General features: G+C 61.2%; 14 protein-coding genes. 7 read left to right on the top strand and 7 right to left on the bottom strand.

Annotated features, from left to right (window positions below; translation table 11 throughout):
* The first annotated feature begins 115 nt into the window (after window positions 1-115).
* Entirely contained in the window at window positions 116-2,137 is a 2,022-nt protein-coding gene (locus AC245Y_RS26865; RefSeq protein ID WP_017996925.1) for a beta-N-acetylhexosaminidase, read from the top strand.
* 85 nt (window positions 2,138-2,222) lie between these two features.
* Here AC245Y_RS26865 and AC245Y_RS26860 read toward each other — a convergent pair whose 3' ends face one another.
* The gene (locus tag AC245Y_RS26860; protein ID WP_012763196.1) at window positions 2,223-2,699 is read right to left on the bottom strand and encodes a winged helix-turn-helix transcriptional regulator; all 477 of its coding nucleotides are present in this window, start codon (window positions 2,697-2,699) and stop codon (window positions 2,223-2,225) included.
* A 90-nt stretch (window positions 2,700-2,789) separates the two neighbouring features.
* Here AC245Y_RS26860 and AC245Y_RS26855 point away from each other — a divergent pair, with 90 nt between their 5' ends.
* Window positions 2,790-3,605 (top strand): oxidoreductase, encoded by an 816-nt coding sequence (locus tag AC245Y_RS26855; RefSeq protein WP_017996926.1) that lies wholly within the window; start codon window positions 2,790-2,792, stop codon window positions 3,603-3,605.
* Window positions 3,606-3,647: 42 nt separating this feature from the next.
* Window positions 3,648-4,649, top strand: a complete 1,002-nt coding sequence (locus AC245Y_RS26850) for an NADP-dependent oxidoreductase (protein ID WP_017996927.1) — start codon at window positions 3,648-3,650, stop codon at window positions 4,647-4,649.
* A 105-nt stretch (window positions 4,650-4,754) separates the two neighbouring features.
* On the opposite strand, the gene AC245Y_RS26845 is transcribed toward AC245Y_RS26850, so the two are convergent.
* A complete protein-coding gene (locus tag AC245Y_RS26845) occupies window positions 4,755-5,618 on the bottom strand; it encodes a helix-turn-helix domain-containing protein (protein ID WP_012763199.1) in 864 nt (287 codons plus the stop codon).
* Between the two features lie 154 nt (window positions 5,619-5,772).
* On the opposite strand from AC245Y_RS26845, the gene AC245Y_RS26840 reads away from it, so the two are divergent.
* Window positions 5,773-6,684 carry a DMT family transporter gene (locus tag AC245Y_RS26840; protein WP_017996929.1) on the top strand — a complete coding sequence of 304 codons (912 nt, stop codon included), beginning with the start codon at window positions 5,773-5,775 and terminating at the stop codon, window positions 6,682-6,684.
* 35 nt (window positions 6,685-6,719) lie between these two features.
* Here AC245Y_RS26840 and AC245Y_RS26835 read toward each other — a convergent pair whose 3' ends face one another.
* The 5 genes from AC245Y_RS26835 to AC245Y_RS26815 all read right to left on the bottom strand — a co-directional run bounded on the left by AC245Y_RS26835 (window position 6,720) and on the right by AC245Y_RS26815 (window position 11,356).
* Entirely contained in the window at window positions 6,720-7,922 is a 1,203-nt protein-coding gene (locus AC245Y_RS26835; protein ID WP_017996930.1) for an ROK family transcriptional regulator, read from the bottom strand.
* A gap of 96 nt (window positions 7,923-8,018) precedes the next feature.
* Window positions 8,019-9,218: an MFS transporter gene (locus AC245Y_RS26830; protein WP_017996931.1), complete on the bottom strand. Its 1,200-nt coding sequence runs from the start codon at window positions 9,216-9,218 to the stop codon at window positions 8,019-8,021.
* Between the two features lie 61 nt (window positions 9,219-9,279).
* Window positions 9,280-10,056 (bottom strand): SDR family oxidoreductase, encoded by a 777-nt coding sequence (locus AC245Y_RS26825; protein WP_020487132.1) that lies wholly within the window; start codon window positions 10,054-10,056, stop codon window positions 9,280-9,282.
* Between the two features lie 25 nt (window positions 10,057-10,081).
* Complete coding sequence (locus AC245Y_RS26820; protein WP_012763204.1) at window positions 10,082-10,945, bottom strand: MurR/RpiR family transcriptional regulator; 864 nt, start codon at window positions 10,943-10,945, stop codon at window positions 10,082-10,084.
* Between the two features lie 21 nt (window positions 10,946-10,966).
* Window positions 10,967-11,356 carry a RidA family protein gene (locus tag AC245Y_RS26815; RefSeq protein ID WP_017996933.1) on the bottom strand — a complete coding sequence of 130 codons (390 nt, stop codon included), beginning with the start codon at window positions 11,354-11,356 and terminating at the stop codon, window positions 10,967-10,969.
* Between the two features lie 111 nt (window positions 11,357-11,467).
* Between AC245Y_RS26815 and AC245Y_RS26810 the strand changes: the two genes are divergently transcribed.
* The 3 genes from AC245Y_RS26810 to AC245Y_RS26800 are packed head-to-tail and all read left to right on the top strand — an operon-like array spanning window position 11,468 to window position 14,557.
* Window positions 11,468-11,950 (top strand): hypothetical protein, encoded by a 483-nt coding sequence (locus AC245Y_RS26810; protein WP_017996934.1) that lies wholly within the window; start codon window positions 11,468-11,470, stop codon window positions 11,948-11,950.
* Between the two features lie 30 nt (window positions 11,951-11,980).
* Window positions 11,981-13,456: a M81 family metallopeptidase gene (locus AC245Y_RS26805; protein ID WP_017996935.1), complete on the top strand. Its 1,476-nt coding sequence runs from the start codon at window positions 11,981-11,983 to the stop codon at window positions 13,454-13,456.
* Window positions 13,457-14,557 (top strand): D-TA family PLP-dependent enzyme, encoded by a 1,101-nt coding sequence (locus AC245Y_RS26800; protein ID WP_017996936.1) that lies wholly within the window; start codon window positions 13,457-13,459, stop codon window positions 14,555-14,557.
* Window positions 14,558-14,682 lie beyond the last annotated feature (125 nt).

The following is a 14,682-nucleotide window of genomic DNA, read 5'->3' as shown; positions in this document are numbered from 1 at the left end:
ACGTCACACCCTCGGCCTGCCACGAAAAGGCCGCTTGCCCCATGCCGATCACCAATTCCGCTCCGGTAGTGTGCCGGAATACTCATGATCCGATCTCCAAGAAGAAAGAGCGACCATGTCCACATCTCGACCGAAAGCCCTGCGGCTTGAAACCCTTTGGAACCCGCCTGCTGACGGTAAGGAATTCTCCTACGTCCTGCGTCTCAAGAACCTCGGCACCGAGCCGCTTTCGAATTTCTCCCTCTGCGTGAGCGGCCCAGGCCGTGTCGATCCGGCCGGTCGTGTCGAAGGCGCCACGGTTTCGCAGCGGCTCTCGAATTTCACCGAATTCCAGCCACCGGCCAATTTCGTTCTCGGCGCCGGCGAGACGTGGACGATATCGGTCTATGCACTGAGCTGGCAGTTCCGTCACTGGACGGACGGCGCGACAAGCGGTTATCTCGCGCTTTCCGATGGAAGCACGATCGTGCTCAGCATAGAGCCGACGCGATCTTCGGTCAGCAATGCGCCGCTGAAGCGTGGCGCCGAGATCTATCCGGTGCCCGTCAATGCGCCCGTTCAGGTGTCGATCATCCCCTGGCCGAACCATGTGGCGGTCACTTCCCGCCGGCCGCTGCCGGCCGGTTTTGCGCCGCAGTCGCAGAGCGCTGCAGGGGAGGCGGCATCAAGAAGTTTCGCAGCGCTGGTCGAGCATCTCTTTGCCGTCGAAGGCATTATGCGGAGCGAGGCGGAAGGCGCGGTTCCAGTTGCCCTGAAGGATGCCGCCGGGCTCGGGCCGGAGGCCTATCGGCTGAGCTTCGAGGGTGAGGCGATCACGATCGAGGCAAGCAGCCAGACCGGCTTTCTCTACGGCCTCGTCACGCTCGGCCAGATCTGGCGCGGTGCAAGGCTGCATCCCGAGGTCTTCCAGTTTCCGGCTTCCGGCGAGATCGTCGATGAGCCGTCAATGGGCTGGCGCGGCCTGCATCTCGACGTCGCCCGCCAGTTCTACGGTGCGGCTGAGGTCAAGAAACTGCTGGCGGTGCTTGCCTGGAACAAGCTCAACCGTTTCCACTGGCACCTTTCCGACGACGAAGCATGGCGCGTCGAGATCGACGCCTATCCTGATTTGACCGCGGTCGGTGCCTGGCGCGGCCACGGTCTTGCCGTTCCGCCGCTGCTCGGTTCGAGCCCGGCCCGCACCGGCGGTTATTACACCAAGGCTTCGATCCGCGAGATCGTCGCCCATGCCAAGAGCTTCGGCGTGGAGATCGTGCCGGAGATCGATGTCCCCGGCCATTGCTACGCCATGCTGCAGGCGATACCGGAGCTGCGCGATCCGGCCGAGGCCGGCAGCTATTATTCGGTTCAGGGCTTTCCCGACAATTGCATCAATCCGGCCCGCGAGAAGACCTATGAGATCATCGAAACGATCCTCTTAGAACTCATCGAGCTCTTTCCGTTCAAGGTCATCCATCTCGGCGCCGACGAAGTTCCGCTTGGCGCGTGGTCCGGTTCGCCGGAAGCGCTCGAGCGCCTGCGCACGGTGGCGGGCGACGAGGTTGCCGATGCGCATGCCAAGCGGCTGAACGTCGTGACCAATACCCACGGTGCCGACGACATCCACGGCTCGGGCGCCGCCATCCTGCAGGCGGAGTTCCTGAACCGCGTCCAGCGCTTCCTTGCGAGCAAGGGCTGCATCACCGGCGGCTGGGAAGAGGCGGCCCACGGCGATGTCATCGACAAATCGAAGAGTTATCTCTGCAGCTGGCGCAATGTCGAGGTCTCTGCCGAACTTGCCGAGCGCGGCTACGAAATGGTCGTCTGCCCCGGACAGGTCTACTACCTCGACATGGCGCTCAGGCCCGACTGGGATGAGCCCGGCGCCAGTTGGGCGGGGACTTCGGACGCCGAGAAGCTCTACAATTTTGATCCCATCGGCGGCTGGACGGCGAGCCAGAAACAGAAACTCCTCGGCATCCAGGCCTGCATCTGGTCCGAGCCGATGACGGATCGCGCCGTTTTCGACCGCCTCGTCTTCCCCCGCCTTTCCGCACTTGCCGAAACGGGCTGGACGAAGCCGTCATCCAAGTCGTGGGAGCGCTTCAGGGCGCTCGCAGGACTGATGCCGCTGCTCTACGGGCTGCAACAGTCGTAGCGCTCCGTTTGGGCCGCCGGTTTTGATTTAAGGATCACCCTTGCCATTGCCGGAGGCGGTGATGGCAAGGATACTGACATCGCTTTCAAAGGGCGTTGTCAGGTGCCGCTCCATCTGCCGCGGGCAGCTCGCATTCGGGTGCGGCGATACGAATAGGACGGGTTCCAATCTCCGCGCCGGTCGCGCGGTCGATTGTGAGGGGATCGATCTCCGTTCCGGTTGCAGCGTCAAAGAAACGGGTGACTGCACCGCCGCTGCGATGCTTGCGGCCCCAGGCGCCGATCGCAAACAGCACCGGCAGAAAGTCGCGGCCGGCTTCGGTCAGCACATATTCATCGCGCGGCGGACGCTCGGAATAGCGACGCTTTTCCAGCAATCCTTCCTCGGTCAGCGATGACAGCCGCCCCGTCAGCATTGTCGGGACGATGCCGAGGCTTTTGCGAAATTCATCGAAGCGGGTCAGCCCCGCATGGGCGTCGCGCATGATCAACATGCTCCACGCATCGCCGACGAGTGCCAGGCTACGGGCGATCAGGCAGGGCTGGTTCGAAAGATTCTTCATGTCGATATCTTTTTAGTAGTGACTTGCTATCAATTTGATAGTAACAGAATGCGCCTGGATATTCCACGACAAAAACGAAGGCAGACGTCGATGAGCAAAAGAGAACGCGGCATTGCCCTGGTCACAGGGGCTTCTTCCGGCATCGGGCTGGTAACGGCGAAGGCCTTGCTACGCGACGGCTACAAGGTGTTCGGCACCAGCCGAAAGCCGTTGGCCGACACCGCCGACGGCATCACCATGCTGGTTTGCGACGTCATCGACGATCAATCGGTGCAGAGCGTCGTCGATGAGGTTCTGAAGCGCACGGGACGGATCGATCTGCTGGTCAACAATGCCGGGATCGGCCTGCTCGGCGGCGCCGAGGAGTCGACGACGGAGCAGGCCAAAGCCGTGTTCGACGTCAACGTCTTCGGCACGATGCGCATGACCAATGCAGTGCTGCCAGTGATGCGGCGGCAGCGTAGCGGCCGGATCATCAACCTGAGCTCGATCCTTGGGCTGATCCCGGCGCCCTTCAACGCGCTTTACGCAGCGACCAAACACGCGATCGAAGGCTATTCGGAATCCCTCGACCATGAAGTGCGCACACAGGGCATCCGCGTCGTGCTCGTCGAACCGGGTGTCACCCGCACCTCCTTCGAGGAGAACATCACGCGCCCCGACCGGCCGCTTGCCGTCTATGATGCGGTGCGCGCCGACGCGGAGAGGCTGATGCGCGAGATCGTCTCAAAAGGCGATGCGCCCGAGGTGGTCGCCGCAACCGTCATCCGGGCTGCCAATGCAGCCTCGCCCAGGAGACGCTACACAGCCGGAAAGGCCGCAGGACAGATCCGTTTCATCCGCCGCTTCTTGCCCGAGTCCTTCGTCGACAAGAACCTCCGGAAATTCAACAAACTTCCCGATTGATCCTGGCTTGCCGCCTCATCACAAAAACGAAAGTTCGCCCTTATGAAAGCATTCCTGATCGATCACTACAAGAAAGGCGGCGCCCTCAGGCTCGGCCAGAGCCTTGAACCTCTGCTGCGCGAGAATGACGTCATGGTCGAGATCCATGCCGCCAGCGTGAACCCGCTGGATGCCAAGATACGGGACGGAGAGTTCAAGCTGATCCTGCCTTACCGGCTTCCCTTGGTTCTCGGCAATGATGTCGCTGGTGTCGTGGTCCGGGTGGGCGCCAATGTCCGGCAATTCAAACCCGGCGACGCGGTCTATGCGCGTCCCGGCAAGGATCGCATCGGCACCTTCGCCGAGTATATCGCCATCGACGCTGCCGATGTTGCGCTGAAACCCGCCAATCTCAGCATGGAAGAAGCCGCATCCATTCCGCTTGTGGCACTGACCGCATGGCAGGCGCTGGTGGAGCGCGCCAAGCTGCAGAAGGGCCAAAGGGTGCTGATCCATGCGGGCTCCGGCGGCGTCGGCACCATCGCCATCCAGCTTGCCAAACATCTCGGCGCCCATGTGGCGACGACCGTGAGCACGGCAAATATCGATCTGGTGAAAAGCCTCGGCGCCGATGTGGTGGTCGATTACAGGAAGGACGACTTCGAAAAGGTGCTGAAGGGCTATGACGTGGTGCTGAACAGCCTCGGCAAGGAGACGCTGGAGAAATCGCTCGCCGTCCTGAAGCCCGGCGGCAAGCTGATCTCGATATCAGGTCCGCCCGATCCCGATTTCGCCCGGCAAAACGGTTTCGGCTTTCTGCTGCAGCAGGTCATGCGCTTCTTGAGCTTCGGCATCCGGCGGAAATCGAAAAGCCGGGGGATCGGCTATTCCTTCCTCTTCATGACGGCAAACGGCGCGCAACTCGGCAAGATCACCGCGCTCATCGAGGCGGGCGCCATCCGCCCCGTCATCGACCGGGCCTTCCCGTTCGAGAAGACCAACGAGGCGCTGGATTATGTGGAAACCGGACGCGTCAAGGGAAAGGTCGTCATCGCGGTGAAGTGAGGTTTGGGAAGGCCGAAGAGCGCTCGGTTTAGCCGAGCGGCTTTTGCAGGACGTCGAAGCGCGGATTGATTTCGGAAAAGAAAAGTGCGCTCGAGCGAAGCGGCTTCACGGTCGTTGCCGGTAGGCTGAGGGTGTAACACCTGTGCCCGACTTGAATGCCCGCGTCATGTGGCTCTGGCTGCTGAAGCCGCAGGCCGAAGCGATCTGCGCGATCGGGTCCATGCCTGATAACATCGATTTGGCGCGCTCGATACGCCGGTGAGCCACCCAGCCATGCGGGGACACACCATAGCTTGCCCGGAACATCCGCTGAAAATGAAAGGCGCTGAGCTGCCCGATCGTCGCCAGATCCTGCAAGCGGATCGTCTCACCGAGATGGGCCTCGATATACTCCAGACTCCGGCGCCGCACATGAGGAGCGAGCCCGCCGCTGATCGCGCAGGGACGCATCCCTCCATAACGCGGATCAACGAAGAAATCGTTGATCGCCTGCGTCATCGCTTCCTCAGCCAGCAGATGACCGCCCGTCACCATCGCTTTCGTCATCTGCCGAAGCGTGTGCGCCAAGACGGGCGCATCTGCGAAGGTTAATTCGGGAAGAGCCATGAGCCGAGCATCGCGGTCAAACGTCTCGGCAAACATCCGGCGCATCTGGTCGTCGGGAACATACAGATGGACGAATTGGGAGAAATCGGTGATTTCCCATTCGGAAGAGTGCTCCTGTGGCATGATGCACAGCACTCCCGGACGGCCGCGAGCGGCGGGGCTGCCATCCAGACGACGCGTTCCGGCGCCGCCTCTCAGATAAAGACTGAACGTATGATCGTTCGGCCGCTGATAGCTCATCCTGTCGTGTGCATTGCTCCAGATGGCAGCTGATCGCCCGAACCCCAGATCGATGGACTGTGACATCTGCGCAGTGGGAGATGCGGATAGAAACCTGAAAACCGAGGGGTGACTATATTTCACCAATTCTTCCCCACACCTGATCATGCCGCGCGAACAATACCGGCGGACGACCAGTATGGCGAGCCGGAAGTCCGGGCAAATCGATTTCGTAGCAAGAATCTGCAAGAGGCCTGCTCATGGTTCGCCTATTGGTCGGGAAAACGAGGATCACGCCATGGCAAATGCCGCTCTTTTCATCGCCACCGTCCTGATATGGGGCACGACCTGGATCGCCATTGCGATGCAGGTCGGTCCCGTGCCGGTCTTGGTCTCGGTCTTCTACAGATTTGCGGTTGCAGCAGCTATCCTCGTCGCCATCCTGGTTGTCATGCGGCGGCTCAAGCTGCCTGCCTTGCGCGATCAACCTTTCATCCTTGCGCAAGCGCTCTGCCTGTTCAGCCTCAATTTCATCTGTTTCTACAACGCCGCCGCCTCTATCCCGTCCGGGCTGATCTCGGTGATCTTCTCGCTCGCAACGATCTACAACGCCGTCAATGCGCGCCTCTTCTTCGGCGACCGCATTACCGGCCGCACGCTTCTCGCAGCCGCGCTCGGAGCAACCGGGCTTCTGCTTCTTTTCGGACAGGACGTTGTCGTCGATTTCGATATGGCCACGTTGAAAGGGATCGGACTCGCAGCGCTTGGCACGCTGTTCTTCTCGCTGGGCAATATGGCATCGCGTCGAAACAGCGCGGTCGGAATCTCACCGCTGACCGCCAACGCCTGGGGCATGACCTATGGCGCGATTATCCTGCTCTTCCTGATTGCCGTGACGCGAACGCCGATCGTGGCACCGCCTAACATCACCTATCTTGCCGCCATGCTCTATCTTGCGGCAATCGGATCGGTGATCGGCTTCACCACCTACCTCATGCTGGTGTCGCGCATCGGCTCCTCGCGCGCCGCCTATGCCACCGTCCTGTTCCCGATCGTCGCCCTGTCGTTGTCGACGGTTTTCGAGGGCTACCACTGGAGCGGTCTGGGCCTGTTCGGCCTGGCGCTGACGCTTCTCGGCAACGTGGTCATCTTTGCGCCACCTCTAGCCCGTCGCCCGCAGTCAGATGCGAGGCTGCCCGCTGGCGGATGAGGGGCCGGCCTCGGCAATCTCCGGGGCGGAGGTAGCTAACCGAGCGGCTTTTGCAGGACGTCGAAGCGCGGATTGGTTTCGGAAAAGATCGGCAGGGCGGCGGCGCCGAGGATTGCCGTATCCTTGCCGGTCATGCCGATCATCACCCGAGGTACCGCCCGCTTCTGGTTGGGATCGATGGGGGTGTGCAGCGGCTCCAGCCGCTCTGCAAGCCGAAGCATCAGCGAGGTCGATATGCTGCCGCCGAGCACGATGGTCTGCGGATCGAAGGCAAGCTCCAGAAAATCGACGGTCTGTCGCAGCGGCTGGACGGCTTGATCCAGCCAAACATCGAGGCCTTCGCCGCCCTTGGCGATCAGCGCATCGAGATCGTCGGACGACAGCTCCTCGGCATTGGCAATGCCCATGAATTCGTATGCAACGGCCGGCGAGACGTAGCGATCCAGACAGCCGCGCTTGCCACAGCTGCAGAGCTTGCCATGCGGTTCGACGATGATATGGCCGATCTCGCCGGCATTGTTGCGGCTGCCCTTGTAGAGGTGGCCGTCGAGGAACATTCCGGCGCCGATGCCACCGCCGCCCGCAAGAAACAGATAGACGAAGCTGCCCAAACCGCGGGCGACACCATGAAGACGCTCGCCGATCGCTGCTGCCGTCGCATCATTCTCGACCAGCACCGGCACTTTTATCCGCTGTTCCAGCTCATGCCGGACAGGAAAATCCTGCCAGCCGGGCAGGTTCAGCGGACTGAGCGACGTGGTGCCGCCATCGGCATAACGGCCGGGCAGGGCCATCCCGACGCCCAGCAGCCGGTTCCGGTCGAATGCGAAGGCCTCCTGAAGATCCTCGACTATTGCTTGGAGCGCCGGCATGGCCCTTTGCGGATCGGGATGTTCGACGTGGCGCTCGATGCGCGCGCAGACAGCGCCGGAGAGATCCGTCAGAACCCCGCTGGCGCGCTGGCGGCCAAGTTCGAGACCGATCGAATAAGCGCCGCGCGGATTGATGGAGTAGGGGATGATCGGCTGGCCGCGCGATAGCTTCTGTGCCTGGGATGGGACGAGAAGGTGCGACCTCTCCAGTTCCTCGACGATATTCGACACGGTCTGGGCAGTCAGCGCCGTCATCCGGGCGATCGCCGCGCGCGACAAGGGACCGTTCGTGCGGACAGCCTCGATCACCACACGCCGGTTGTGAGACTTGGCCTGCTCGAGATTCGTGCCGGAGATCGCCTTCATGTCGCCTTCAAAGGAAATGGTGCGTCACCCTTGTCACAAGACGAACACCGATGAAAGCCGCATTCTTCGTCTGGTCCCATTTGCCAATGGTGTCGACTAGCGGGCTTTGCCTCTATACAGGAGGCCGATGATCGCTATCCCCGCCAATCCGGTGACAGCGCTGAGGATTGCGGTTCCCGAATAGCCGGTCACATAGGTGCCGGCGGCAAAGACCAGCGCGCCGATCCCGGCACTGGCAAAGATATTGACGGAGATCAGTGCGCTGCCGAGGCCCGGCCGGTCGGCGATCAGATCCTGCAGATAGGTGATCGGAATGGTGATGATCGCCGACGCTCCGATGCCGGCAAGCAAGGTGAGCGCATAGAGGTGCCACGGCTCGGAGGCAAAGCCGAGCAGACTGAGGAAGACGGCATAGATGATGGTACCGGCGGCAAGCGCCGTCATCTGTCCGGTCTTCCGCGCGATCCGCGACCAGACGATGATGAAGACGACTTCCAGCAATGCGACGATGCCGACGAGAATGCCGACGTCGCTCAGCTTGCCATGCGCAGCACCAGTGGCGATCAATGGCAGCAGGGCGTCATTCAGATGCAGCGTACTGGTGATCAGCGCGACCCCGCAAATATGCGCCGAAATCCGCGGAGAAACCACTTGGCCAAGCGCGCCGAGGTAAGTGAGATGATGAACTGCTGCCATTTCCGTTGCCGCTCGCTTCGGCAAGGCGAAGACGATGATCCCCTGGCACAACAGACATGAGATGCTGGCAAAGAGGTAGGCCGGCAGCATGCTCGATGCGCCAGACAGCAGCAGGCCAGTTATCCCTGGGATCAGTACCCACGACAGCGAGATCATGGCGCGCACGCCGGAGTTGGCCGTCACCATGTCGCTTCGGTTCATGCCGTGCATAGCCGCGCGCGCATTGGCAAACAGCAGCGAGTTCAGCGCCCCGTAGATCGGCAGGGGCAGCAACCCGCTGATGACGAAGACGGCGGCGCTGGGAAAGGCGTAGACCACGCCGTAGCCGACGATGCCGAACAGGCAGGCGCCGATCATCGTCGAACGGTATTCACCAAGCCGGTCGGCGAGATTGCCGAGCAGGATGCTGATGACGACATTCACCGCCGCCGAGACGAAACTCAGGAAGGAATAGAGGCCGTCGCTCAGCCCCAATTCGCGGATGCCGATGATCGAACGGTAGGGTGCGGTCATCGCTCCCGCCATGCCGAAGGTGAAAATGGCGATCATGCTGGCGCGGATCGCCGGATTGCGGAAGACGTCAGGGAAAAGTCGGCTCATGCGGTGATCGATCAGAAGTAAGCCGGCTTCACAACCTGCTCCTCTCGTCTTCCTCTAGGTTTCAGTAATGTTCCGATTGCGAGAAGGTCCGCGCGAGCTCGGCCTGGCCTGCCGTGAGGCCGCAATCGACAGGCAGGCAGACGCCGGTGATGGCTGCGGCCAGGGGACCGGCAAGGAAGGCCACCGCATTGGCAACATCTTTCGGATCGACGACGCGCTGCAGCGGATACCAGCGGCGTGCTTCCTCGAAAACATTCGGATTGGCTGCCGCGCGCGCTTCCCAGGCCTGCGTCTTTACCGTCCCGGGTGCGACGGCGTTGGACCGGATGCCGAACTTGCCGTATTCCACCGCAACCAGCCGGGTGAAATGCAAAAGGCCTGCCTTGGCGACGCTATAGGCAGGGTGCCCGAAGACATGCAAGCCATTGACCGAGGCAATATTGACGACGGAACCCTTCGAAATCGTCAGCATGGGCTCGAATGCGCGGAAACATAAGAATGCCGCTTCGAGATTAAGCGCAACGTCCGCCCGCCAGATCTCGGGCGTCGTGTCGTGCAGGCTGGTGGCGCGGGCAGCACCGGCATTGTTGACCAGGGTTCGAACCACACCGACGTCGGCGGCACGTCTTGCCAATTCCGCAATGCTCGTCTCGCTGGTCACATCGCATTGGACGGCGACGAAGCGATCGTCCGGCCCGAGCTTCGACGCCACGGCAGCCGCGGCCTCCGCATCGATATCGGCGAGCAACACGACGTCGTGGTCATCGGCGAGCCGTGCGGCGATCGCCGCGCCGATATCACCTGCAGCGCCGGTAACGATGGCTATCGACTGCGTCATTTTCTGTCGCTCCCGTTCATGAACCTCAATCTCCAAGCAATTGCCGGTCGTCGCCGTCGCGGTGAATGACCAGCTGCTGCTTGATGCGCCGAAGCGTGGTCGTCGCCTTTGGCTGAACGGCGTAGGCGACCAGGCTCGACAGGATATCGATCGTCGCGATGTAGGCGATGCGCGTCGAGGTCGGGCGATAGATATTGTGGCCCTCGGGAAGGTCGATCGGCACGACGATTTCGGCGGCCTTGGCAACCGGGCTGTCCGTCTGGGTGAGCGCGATCGTCTTCACCTTGGTCTGGCGGGCAAGCTCGAAGGCGCGCACCAGCTCCATATTGCGCCCTGAGAAGGACGAGCCGATCAACACGTCGCCGGGCCTTGCCGCGGCAGCCATCATCAGCTGCATGCTGTGGTCGGAACTTGCGGTGATGCGAAGCCCGAGCCGGAAGAGCCGGTTCTGAAGTTCGTCGGCGATCATTGACGAATTGCCGCCCGACCCGAACGCATAGATCATATCGGCCTTGGCGATATGCGAAACGGCGGCTTCGATCGCGGCAAGATCGAGCGACCGATGCAGGAGAAAGAGCGCGTTCTGGGCCTTGGTGATGATATCCTGGGCGACATCGGCCGGATCGGTGCTTTTTGATTCCGGTTTCAGATAGCGAACGCCGATATGGGCGGTGCGGGCAAGCTGCACCTTGAAGTCGGAAAAGCTTTCGCAACCGAGCCGCCGGCAAAAGCGGGTGACGGTCGGCGGCGATACCTTCGCCCGTTCCGCCAGCTCGATGATCGAGGCATTCACGGCAAACTCGAAGTCGTTGACGATAATCTCCGCGATGCGGCTCTCGGAGGGAGAGAGCCGACCCTTGTCTTCCTGCAGCGTTGAAAAGATATCCAAGCCCGTCCCCCCGATGGTTCTCTATCCATCCTTCTTCTTATAGGCCACGCAGTCGATCTCAACCTTGCAATCAACCATCATCGACGATTGCACACAGGCGCGTGCCGGCGGGTGTTCGCCGAAATACTCCTGATAGATTTTATTGAAGGTCCAGAAATCGCGCGGATCATCGAGCCAGACGCCGACACGCACGACGTCCTCGACGCCATATCCGGCCTCATCGAGGATCGAAAGGACATTGGCAATCGTCTTGTGGGTCTGAGCAATGATGTTGCCGTCGATGATTTCGCCATCTTCCATCGCAACCTGGCCGGAAACATATAGCCACCCGTCGGCTTCGACCGCACGTGCGAAAGGCAGCGCCTTGCCGCCGGCGCCCGTTTGAACAGTGCCATAGCGCTTGATCGGCATGCTGAAGTCCTTGCAAATTATTTTCTTGATAAGTTGACAAGTGACCATAGAAAGCAGAATTTGACCAGTGAAAAACACTATTTATGAAAAGAATTTCAATCCGGGGCTGATATGCGCGATCCTTTCCAGAATCCTTTCCCGTCAGACAGCGCCCGGCATGCCATCTGGGAAATGCTCGTTCCGCGCGATATCGATGGGTTTCTGGCCGCCGATTGGTCGATGGTGGAGCATGACTTCGTGGAGGAGGGCTTCATCGGTATCGATGCCCAGAAGCAGGTCAACCCCGACAGGTGGCGTCTCGCATTTCCGACGCTGTCGGCCTATCGCCAGGAATGGCTGAGGCAGGCAAAGGATTTCGCCGAGCAGAGTTTCGCAGAAGACGCGCGCACGGCGATCTTCACCACGACGACGCTTGAGGATATCGAAATCGAGGGCGACATGGCGCTTGTTCGCAAGAAATTCGACGGCGGCATTACCAAGAGCGACGATTCTCGGGACGTCCTGCAATGGCAGACGCTCTATTACTGCAGGCTTCACCAAGGACGCTGGAAGATCTCAGGTTTCACCGGCTACCTGCCGAACCCGATGGGTTGACGCGGGGCCGACAACACGAAGGCCACTTTCTTGCGCATTTTCACCGCAGCATTGGCGACCGAGACCAACACCTTTTCCCCGATCTGCGTGGATCGTCGCGCATTCGAAGCCTCTCTTTATGCCCCGCCCGGCCAGCATCCCGAAACACCGACGCTCTGCACTGCGCCGATCACCGTTGGCAGGCGCGTCACCCGAGAAAAGGGTTGGGAACTGATTGAGGGAACTGCCACCTGGGCCGACCCCGCAGGCCTCGTCAACCGGGCGACCTACGAAGAATTGCGTGACGAAATCCTCGGCCAACTCCGCGCAGCAATGCCGGTCGACGCTGTCGTCATGGGCCTGCACGGCGCCATGGTGGCCGCCGGATACGAGGATACCGAAGGCGATCTTCTCTCGCGCATCCGCGAGATCGTCGGGCCTGATGTCCTCATCTGCGCCGAGCTCGATCCGCACAGCCATCTCACTGCAAAACGTGTCGCCGCTCTCGATTTCGCCGTCTATTTCAAAGAGTTTCCGCACACGGACTTCGTCGACCGCGCCGAGGACCTCTGGCGCATTGCGGTCGCGACGCTCGAGGGCCGGATCAAGCCTGATATGTCGGTGTTCGACTGCAAGATGATCGACGTCTTCCCGACATCGCGCGAGCCCATGCGTTCCTTCGTCGACAAGATCATGCAGATCGAGAAGGATGATCCGGACGTCCTGTCGATCTCGGTGATCCATGGGTTCATGGTCGGCGACGTTCCCGAAATGGGAACGAAGCTGCTTGTCGTGACTGATAATAAGCCGGAGAAGGGCGCGGCGTTGGCCCGCGAACTCGGCCTTGAGCTATTTTCGAAGCGCGGCACCTTCATGGTCCCGCAGATCGACGAGAAGGAAGCCGTCTCACGCGCGATGACTGCCACCGCATGGCCGGTTGTCATCGCCGATGTCTGGGATAATCCGGGTGGCGGCACGGCAGGGGACGCGACCGTCATCCTCGGGGAGCTGATCGCCCGCGGCGTCACCAGTGCTGCGATCGGCACCATCTGGGATCCGGTGGCCGTCCAGATTTGTTTTGCGGCGGGCGAGGGGGCGGAAATTCCACTGCGCTTCGGCGCCAAGTCGGCGCCCGGCACCGGCAATCCCGTCGACGGCACCGTCAAGGTCGTCAAGCTGGTGAAGAATGCCGAGATGCAGTTCGGCGAGAGCCTCGCACCTTTCGGCGATGCCGCACATATCGTGCTTGGCGGCATCGATATCATCCTCAATTCGACGCGCGCTCAAAGCTTCGATCCGAGCCTTTTTTCGGCGATGGGCATCGATCCCGCCAGGCAGAAGATCCTGGTGATCAAATCCACCAACCACTTCTTCGCGTCCTTCTCGAAGATCGCGGCGGAGATCCTTTACTGCTCCGCCGGAACGCCCTATCCCAATAATCCGGCAACGACGCCGTACAAGCGGGCACCGAAGGCCATATGGCCGATCGTCGCCGATCCACACGGACCAGAACGCGGAGCCGCCTAGATGCATGACAACAGGTTTGCCGTCGTCGCCAAGGCAGGCGACAGGATCGCCGATCTCTCGACGCCGCGTCCTGTTATCGACGAAGATAGGCTGGCTGCAAACATAGGCCGCGTTCAATCCTATATGGATCAGCACGGGCTGAACTTCCGCCCGCATATCAAGACGCACAAGATTCCGGCTCTCGCTGTCGCGCAGGTTGCCGCCGGCGCCAAGGGCATCAATTGCCAGAAGGTGACGGAAGCCGAAGTCTTTGCCGAAGCCGGCTTCGAGGACATCCTCATCACCTTCAATATCCTCGGACCGCAGAAACTCGAGCGCCTGGCCAAATTGAACGAGAAGATTTCGGCCCTCAAGGTCGTCGCCGACAGTGAAGTGACGGTCGACGGGCTGGCGGCACATTTCTCCGGCCACAAGCCGCTGAACGTGCTGGTCGAATGCGATACCGGCGGCGGTCGGTGCGGCGTGCAGACACCAGATGAGGCGGCCTCGCTCGCCAAGCGCATCGCCGCTTCCGACGGCCTCACCTTCGGCGGCATCGTGACCTATCCGAAACCGCAATCGGCCGCCGCCGTCGAAGCCTTCATTGCCGAAACGCTGGCACAGCTGAAAGCCGAGGGCATAACCTGCCCGATCGTCAGCAATGGCGGAACGCCAAGCCTCTTCGAGGCGCATCTCGTCACCTCGGCCACGGAACACCGCGCCGGCACCTATATCTACAACGATCGCCAGATGGTGCGCATGGGCCATTGCACCGAGGACAATTGCGCCATGCACGTGCTGGCGACCGTCGTGTCACGGCCAAACGCCGACCGCGCCGTCATCGATGCCGGGTCGAAGGCTCTGACATCGGATCTTCAGGGTTTTAGCGATTACGGCCTGGTGGTCGGCTATCCCGAGGCGCGGATCAGCAGCCTCTCGGAAGAACACGGCGTGATCGACCTGTCGAATTGTACCGGCCCCCGGCCGCAGATCGGCCAGAAGCTGTTCATCATCCCGAACCACACCTGCGTCGTGTCGAACCTGTTCGACACCATGGTCTTCCATCGGGGCGGCGTCGTCACCCGCGTCGAGCAGGTCGCCGCCCGCGGTCTCGTCTGGTAGGGGGCGGTTCCGGTTGGAGCGAAATGATACCGATTGCCGAAGGCTGCGGTTATCGGTGGATCGCTCGCGATCTCGGTATCAGCAAAATACAGTAGCCGATGTTGCGAGACGTGCGCGCAAAGGGA

Source organism: Rhizobium sp. SRDI943 (assembly GCF_057653695.1).
The sequence above is the reverse complement of the archived record's forward strand: the minus strand, read 5'-3'. Positions and strand labels throughout refer to the sequence as shown.

Coding starts and splice junctions, on each gene's coding strand:
- AC245Y_RS26835 (WP_017996930.1), bottom strand. CDS start 7,922: ATGAAGGCGATCTCCGGCACGAATCTCGAGCAGGCCAAGTCTCACAAC.
- AC245Y_RS26860 (WP_012763196.1), bottom strand. CDS start 2,699: ATGAAGAATCTTTCGAACCAGCCCTGCCTGATCGCCCGTAGCCTGGCA.
- AC245Y_RS26810 (WP_017996934.1), top strand. CDS start 11,468: ATGCGCGATCCTTTCCAGAATCCTTTCCCGTCAGACAGCGCCCGGCAT.
- AC245Y_RS26855 (WP_017996926.1), top strand. CDS start 2,790: ATGAGCAAAAGAGAACGCGGCATTGCCCTGGTCACAGGGGCTTCTTCC.
- AC245Y_RS26825 (WP_020487132.1), bottom strand. CDS start 10,056: ATGACGCAGTCGATAGCCATCGTTACCGGCGCTGCAGGTGATATCGGC.
- AC245Y_RS26830 (WP_017996931.1), bottom strand. CDS start 9,218: ATGAGCCGACTTTTCCCTGACGTCTTCCGCAATCCGGCGATCCGCGCC.
- AC245Y_RS26865 (WP_017996925.1), top strand. CDS start 116: ATGTCCACATCTCGACCGAAAGCCCTGCGGCTTGAAACCCTTTGGAAC.
- AC245Y_RS26840 (WP_017996929.1), top strand. CDS start 5,773: ATGGCAAATGCCGCTCTTTTCATCGCCACCGTCCTGATATGGGGCACG.
- AC245Y_RS26815 (WP_017996933.1), bottom strand. CDS start 11,356: ATGCCGATCAAGCGCTATGGCACTGTTCAAACGGGCGCCGGCGGCAAG.
- AC245Y_RS26800 (WP_017996936.1), top strand. CDS start 13,457: ATGCATGACAACAGGTTTGCCGTCGTCGCCAAGGCAGGCGACAGGATC.
- AC245Y_RS26850 (WP_017996927.1), top strand. CDS start 3,648: ATGAAAGCATTCCTGATCGATCACTACAAGAAAGGCGGCGCCCTCAGG.